Annotated in this window: 5 protein-coding genes; 4 read left to right on the top strand and 1 reads right to left on the bottom strand. The window is 64.0% G+C overall.

Features of this window, described 5'->3' with window-relative positions:
• Positions 1–219: LysR family transcriptional regulator (locus JOY90_RS11800; RefSeq protein WP_291691319.1), on the bottom strand; the 219-nt coding region annotated here is incomplete at its 3' end.
• Positions 220–357: 138 nt separating this feature from the next.
• Between JOY90_RS11800 and JOY90_RS11795 the strand changes: the two genes are divergently transcribed.
• The 4 genes from JOY90_RS11795 (at position 358) to JOY90_RS11780 (ending at position 5,530) form a co-directional block, all read left to right on the top strand.
• Complete coding sequence (locus JOY90_RS11795; RefSeq protein ID WP_291691318.1) at positions 358–1,983, top strand: FAD-dependent monooxygenase; 1,626 nt, start codon at positions 358–360, stop codon at positions 1,981–1,983.
• Entirely contained in the window at positions 1,983–2,828 is an 846-nt protein-coding gene (locus JOY90_RS11790; protein ID WP_291691317.1) for an alpha/beta hydrolase, read from the top strand. The genes JOY90_RS11795 and JOY90_RS11790 overlap by 1 nt, the downstream gene beginning before the upstream one ends.
• Positions 2,791–4,218: an MFS transporter gene (locus JOY90_RS11785; protein WP_291691316.1), complete on the top strand. Its 1,428-nt coding sequence runs from the start codon at positions 2,791–2,793 to the stop codon at positions 4,216–4,218. Before JOY90_RS11790 ends, JOY90_RS11785 begins: the two co-directional genes overlap by 38 nt.
• A 103-nt stretch (positions 4,219–4,321) precedes the next feature.
• On the top strand, positions 4,322–5,530 hold the full coding sequence (locus JOY90_RS11780) for a Xaa-Pro peptidase family protein (RefSeq protein ID WP_291691315.1): 1,209 nt from the start codon (positions 4,322–4,324) through the stop codon (positions 5,528–5,530).
• Positions 5,531–5,747: the final 217 nt, after the last annotated feature.

The raw sequence follows: 5,747 nt of genomic DNA, 5'->3' as shown, positions 1-5,747 counted from the left end.
ACCCAGCAGCCAGCGTCCTCTCGCCAACAGCAGTTTGCCGGATTCGGTCACCGACACCCCGCGAGCGCTGCGCTGCAAGAGCGCTCCGCCGAGCTCATGCTCGAGCTGCTTGATGTGCCGCGACAATGCCGATTGCGCGACGTTGAGCGCGCTTGCTGCAGCGCCGAAGCCGCCGCGTTCCGCGATGGCGACGAAATAGCGAAGCTGCCGTAAATCCATCCGTTTGCACCCGCCATCTCAAAACGAGATCGAGTCCATATCAAACATATTCTTGCGAGATATCAAAGGGCGGCGCAGTCTTTCACGAAAGGCACGTTACAAAAGAGCACGGTGCAACACGACACGGGGAGCAAACGCATGGGCGTCGCAGATGCCACGCGCCGCACGTCGGTATTCATCGTCGGCGGCGGTCCGGTCGGTCTTGCCATGGGACTGCTGCTCGACCGCTTCGGGATCGACGCCGTCATTGTCGAGAAAGCGCCCACGACGACGGACCATCCGAAATCCCGTGGCTGCTGGGTCCGCACGATGGAGATCTTCCGCCAATGGGGGATCGAGCAGGCCATCCGCGACCGCGGCTTGCAGGACAAGTCCGACTTGTTCGTGCAGGTCGAAAGCATTGCCGGTCGCGAGATCAGCCGGTCCCGGCCGGAATCCAACCTCGGCCAGACGCCTGCGTGGAAATCCCTGGTGGCGCAGGACGCCGTCGAGGAGGAAATCTACCGGGTCATCCAGCACTCCAACCTGGTTCAGGTCAATTTCTCGACGGAATTCATCGGCTTCGAGGAAGTCGAGGACGGCGTCATCTGCGAGATCCATTCGGTCGACACCGATCGCACCGAGCGTTGGCATGCCAAGTATCTCCTGGCCTGTGATGGTGCCGGCAGCCGGACGCGGCGCCGCGCGGGCATCGACATGGAAGGACCTGCGACCCTTGCCGTGATCCTGAACGAATACTGGAAGGGCGACCTCTCGCGCTTTCCGCTGGCCCGCGAAGCGGCCGGCTACATGGTGTATTCCAGGGAGCCGGCACCCGGCATGCCGCCGCGCGCCAGCATCCTCAACACCAACGGCAGGGATCGCTGGCTTTCCCTCATTCAGATCGGATGGGAGAAGGATGAGCGGCCGCGGCCGTGGACCGACGCGGAGATGATCGAGATCATCCGCACCCATGTCGGCGTGCCTGATCTCGACATCACATTGCTCAACCGATCCATCTGGCGGATGAGCCGGCAGGTCGCACAAACCTTCCGCAAGCAGCGGGTCTTCCTCGTCGGTGACGCCGCGCACCGCTTTCCGCCAACCGGCGGCTTCGGCCTGAACTCCGGCGTGCAGGACGCACATAACCTCGCCTGGAAGCTCGTCTATGTGCTGCGCGGGCTGGCATCGGACAAGCTGCTCGACAGCTATGACGTCGAACGGCGTCCGATTGCGGAGTCGAACGCGGATTTCAGCTACGGCAACATGATCCGCTTCAGGCGGATCGACGATGCGGTGCGTTCCGGCAACGAAGATCGCATCCGGTTCTGGGTCAATGATCTGGACAATCACCTTCACAGCATCGGCCAGGCGCTCGGCTTCAGCTACGAGGAAGGCGCCGTCATTCCCGACGGCACGCCGCGCGGCGGCCATCTCACCCGCGTCTATACGCCGACCGACCGGCCGGGTGGCCGCTTCCCTCATCTCTGGCTCGACATGGCGCGGAAACATTCGACGCTCGACTGGTTCGACAGGGACTTCACCGTCGTCGCCGGTCCGCTCGGCGATGTCTGGCTGGAAGCCGGCCGCGACGTGGCCGAAAGGACCGGCCTGAAGATCAATGTGCAGAAGCTGCCAAACGCACATGATGCGGATGGCATCCACATGGGCATGCGCGGCGCGGTGCTGGTGCGGCCCGATGGCCATGTCGCCTGGCGCATGCCCTATATCCCGTCCGATCCCGCGCGCGAATTGGCGGGCGCCCTGCAAACGGTGCTGCATTGATGGAAACCATCGAGGCCAACGGCACGACGATCTGTTTCGAACGCACCGGCAAAGGACCGCCGCTGTTGCTGCTCCATGGCGCCGAAGCCGATCATTCCATGTTCAACGCCTTTGCGCCGCTGCTTGCGGACTCCTGCACCGTGATCGCCTATGATCAGCGCGATTCCGGCGGCACGAGCAATCCGCCTATCCCCTATGGTCTCGAGGAACTGGCCGACGATGCGGCGGCCTTGATCCCGGCGTTGGGCCATCCCTGCGCCCACGTCTTCGGCACCTCGTTCGGCGGCGTGATCGCGCAAACGCTGGCGTCGCGCCATCCCGAACGCGTCGACCGCCTGGTGCTGTCGAGCACGTTCCGGCCCGGCATTGCGGTGGGGTCGATCAATCCAGACTTTCCGAGATTTGCAGAATTGCGCAGCCGCCTGCCCGCGTCGGCGGCCGAGTTCGCCGAGTTCTTCTTCACGCGTGATTATCTCGCGTCCCATCCGGAAACCTCGGCGATTTTCGGCGGCAACAGCCGTACCGACGGGCAGAAGGCCCGCCGCGGCGCCGTTCTGTCGCGGCCGATCTCGGTCGATCTCCGCAGGATCACCGCCCCGACGCTGGTGCTGGCCGGCGCCGAGGACCGGCTCATTCCGCCGGCGCATACGCTGTCGCTGGTGAGCGAGATCGACAACGCCCGGAGCGTGGTCATTCCCGGCGTCGGCCATGTCGCCACCCGACAGAACCCCGCGGCGGTGGCGGCGCCCGTGAAAGCCTTTCTGCAGGAAGACAACTCGCAACGACAAAACCCGGAGGAGAACGATCATGGCCGATCGAGGGGAGGATCTCGTCACTCTGTATGATCAGGCTCCGCTGAACGCGCGCTACTGGGCAACCATAGGGCTCGGCGTTACCAGCAGTGTCTTCGACTATTTCGACTACTTCCTCGTCGGCTTTCTGGTCGCGGTTTTGGCGCCGGAATGGCACCTGACCTTTGGTCAGACCTCCATCATGCTGCTGAGCGCCGGCGTCGGCGCGATCTTCGGCTCTCTGATCTGGGGTGCACTGGCGGACCGCTTCGGCCGCAAGATGCTGCTGGTGGCCGGCATTGCCCTGTGTGCGCTGAGCGCCGGCGCCGTTTCGCTGATCCCGGACGGCGCATGGATCCTGTTTACCGGCCTTCGCTTCGTGGTCGGGTTCGGCGTCGGTGCCGCCGCTTCCGTAGCACTGCCATTGATCGTCGAGTATACGCCGACCCGCAATCGCACGATCATCACCAGCGCGACGGTGATTCCGGTGTCGCTCGGCGTGCTGACGGCCTCGCTGACGGCCGCGACCCTGCTGCATCTGATCGGGTGGCGCGGACTTGCCGCGCTCGGCTTCATTCCGCTGCTGCCGGCAGCGCTGATCGCCCTGATCACGCCGGAATCCGTGCGCTGGCTGGTCACGCGCGGCCGAACGGCGGAAGCCCGCCAAATCGTTGCGCGCGCGCTGAAGCGGCCGGAGGACACCTTGCCGCGGACGACGGCACCGATCGACGCAACGACGGAGCTCCCGTCGAGCTTCGCGGATCTGCTGACCCAGCCGAGGCTATTCCTGCTCACCGTCATCGTCTGGTTCGGGGCCAGCACCGCGAATTATGGCGTGTTTCTGTGGGGGCCGACCATTGTCGCACTGCTGATGGGCGTCACGCCGCAACAGGCAGCACCCCTCTTCGTCGTCGTCAGCCTGACAGGCATGCTCGGCCGAGTGACCTTCAGTTTCCTTCCGCATTACATCGGACGACGACTGTGCGGCGCGATCATGGGATACGGCATCGCGGTTTCGCTGGGAGTCGCCGCGTTGTTCTTCGATCGCACGCTGTTCGGCTATCCCGCTTTTGCCGTCCTGCTCATTCCGGCGGCGCTGTTTTTCGACGGCGGGTTTTCCAATATCGCACCCTACTCCGCCGAGATCTTCCCCGTGCGGCTTGCCGCACGCGGCGTGGGCCTGGCCCAGGCTGCAAACGGCATCGGCAAGATCGCGGGGCCACTTTGTCTGGCACTGATTGCAGGCACCTCCAATCTGATCACGCCCAAGGCGACGATCGAGGCGGTCACGCCGGCCTTCCTGTTCCTTGCCGCCTGCGGCCTCGCGATCGGGCTCGCCTTTACCTGGCTGGGCGTCGAGACGCACGGCAGACCGCTGGCTTTGAGGCAGGACGAAATTCCTTCGCCGGCCGAGGATTTTGCGATGCGGGAGCAGATAAGTTGACACGGACGACGCTTATGTTGCTTCGCAGATCGAAAGTCGGCCATCAACGAAACCTGACATCGAAGAGGCAGTTGTCGTAAGCTGCCTCGCCTGGAGAACCGTCATGCAGGAAAGCGTCAACCGTCCACCCCAGTCCCGTCCCACCATCCCCTTCGATGCTGCCAAGCTCGATGGCCTGATGGAACAGGCCGGCATTGACGTGCTGCTCGCCACGTCGAAGCACAACGTGCAATATCTGCTCAACGCCGAGCGCGCGATCTTCTTCGATTACATGGATGCGATCGGGGTCAGCCGCTATCTGCCCGTGTTCGTCTATGCCAAGGGCGCACCTGACAAGACCGGCTATTTCGGCGCTCCCCTGGAAGCTCACCAGCGTGCGGTTGCACCGCTGTGGGTGCCGGAAGTCCAGACCAAAAGCATGGGCTCGGTCGACGCCATCAGGCGCGCGGCCGACCTGATCAGGAAATCCGGCGTGCCGGCAAAGCGCATCGGGGTCGAGATGGCGTTTCTGCCAGTGGACGCGGGCAACGCCCTGGCAGGGGCCCTCCCCGGCAGCGAGATCAAGGACGCCCTGTTCGTGCTGGAGCGTCTGCGCGCGGTGAAATCTCCGGAGGAGCTTGCCAAGCTCAAGACGGCCTCGGAGCTGGTGACCGAGTCGATGCTGGAAGTCATCGCCGGGCATGGCCCGGGCACGACCAAGCGCGAGCTATTCGAGGCGTTGCGGGTTGCCGAGGTCCGGCGCGGCCTGACCTTTGAATATTGCCTGCTCGCGTGCGGCGACAGCCACAACCGGGCGCCATCCGAGCAGCGCTGGGAACAGGGCGACGTGCTGTCGCTTGATTCGGGCGGCAACTATCATGGCTATATCGGCGACCTCGCCCGCATGGCAGTGCTGGGCGAACCCGACCAGGAATTGAAGGACCTCCTTGCTGAAATCGAATCGGTTCAGCAGGCTGGCTTCGCCGCGGTCAAGGCCGGCGCGCCCGGCGGAAACATCTATGCCGCCGCTGAGAAGGAGCTCGCCCGGACCAGCCAGCGCGTCCATACCGAGTTCCTGGCCCATGGCATGGGTCTTGTCAGCCACGAAGCGCCGCGCCTGACCACGACGGGCCCGGTTCCCTACGACGACTATGATGCTTCGCGGCCTTTGCAGGCGGGCATGGTGGTGTCGATCGAAACCACCATGAAACATCCGAAGCGGGGCTTCATCAAGCTGGAGGACACGGTCGCCGTGACGCCGGATGGCTACGAAATCTTCGGCGAAAGCGGCCGCGGATGGAACGTCGGCGGTGGCGCGACGGCGAGGCGCTGACGGCTAGCGCCTGGCGCGAAATGTATTGATCTCCTTGGTGGGCGCACCAGGGCTCGAACCTGGGACCCGCTGATTAAGAGTTTCAACTCAGCTCTTCGCGACACTTTCCGATTGCGCGCCAGGCTGCGATGCGGGTCAAGAAGCCCCTTGTTCATCGGTACTTATCGCATAGCGTCGCAGTGCCTCGAAGGCAAACCTTCGAACTCCTCGGTTTGCC

This window comes from Bradyrhizobium sp., from assembly GCF_019242285.1.
Lineage (GTDB): Bacteria > Pseudomonadota > Alphaproteobacteria > Rhizobiales > Xanthobacteraceae > Bradyrhizobium.
Note: the sequence above shows the minus strand (reverse complement) of the source record. Positions and strands in the feature narration are given on the sequence as shown.

Coding starts and splice junctions, on each gene's coding strand:
- JOY90_RS11795 (WP_291691318.1), top strand. CDS start 358: ATGGGCGTCGCAGATGCCACGCGCCGCACGTCGGTATTCATCGTCGGC.
- JOY90_RS11790 (WP_291691317.1), top strand. CDS start 1,983: ATGGAAACCATCGAGGCCAACGGCACGACGATCTGTTTCGAACGCACC.
- JOY90_RS11785 (WP_291691316.1), top strand. CDS start 2,791: ATGGCCGATCGAGGGGAGGATCTCGTCACTCTGTATGATCAGGCTCCG.
- JOY90_RS11780 (WP_291691315.1), top strand. CDS start 4,322: ATGCAGGAAAGCGTCAACCGTCCACCCCAGTCCCGTCCCACCATCCCC.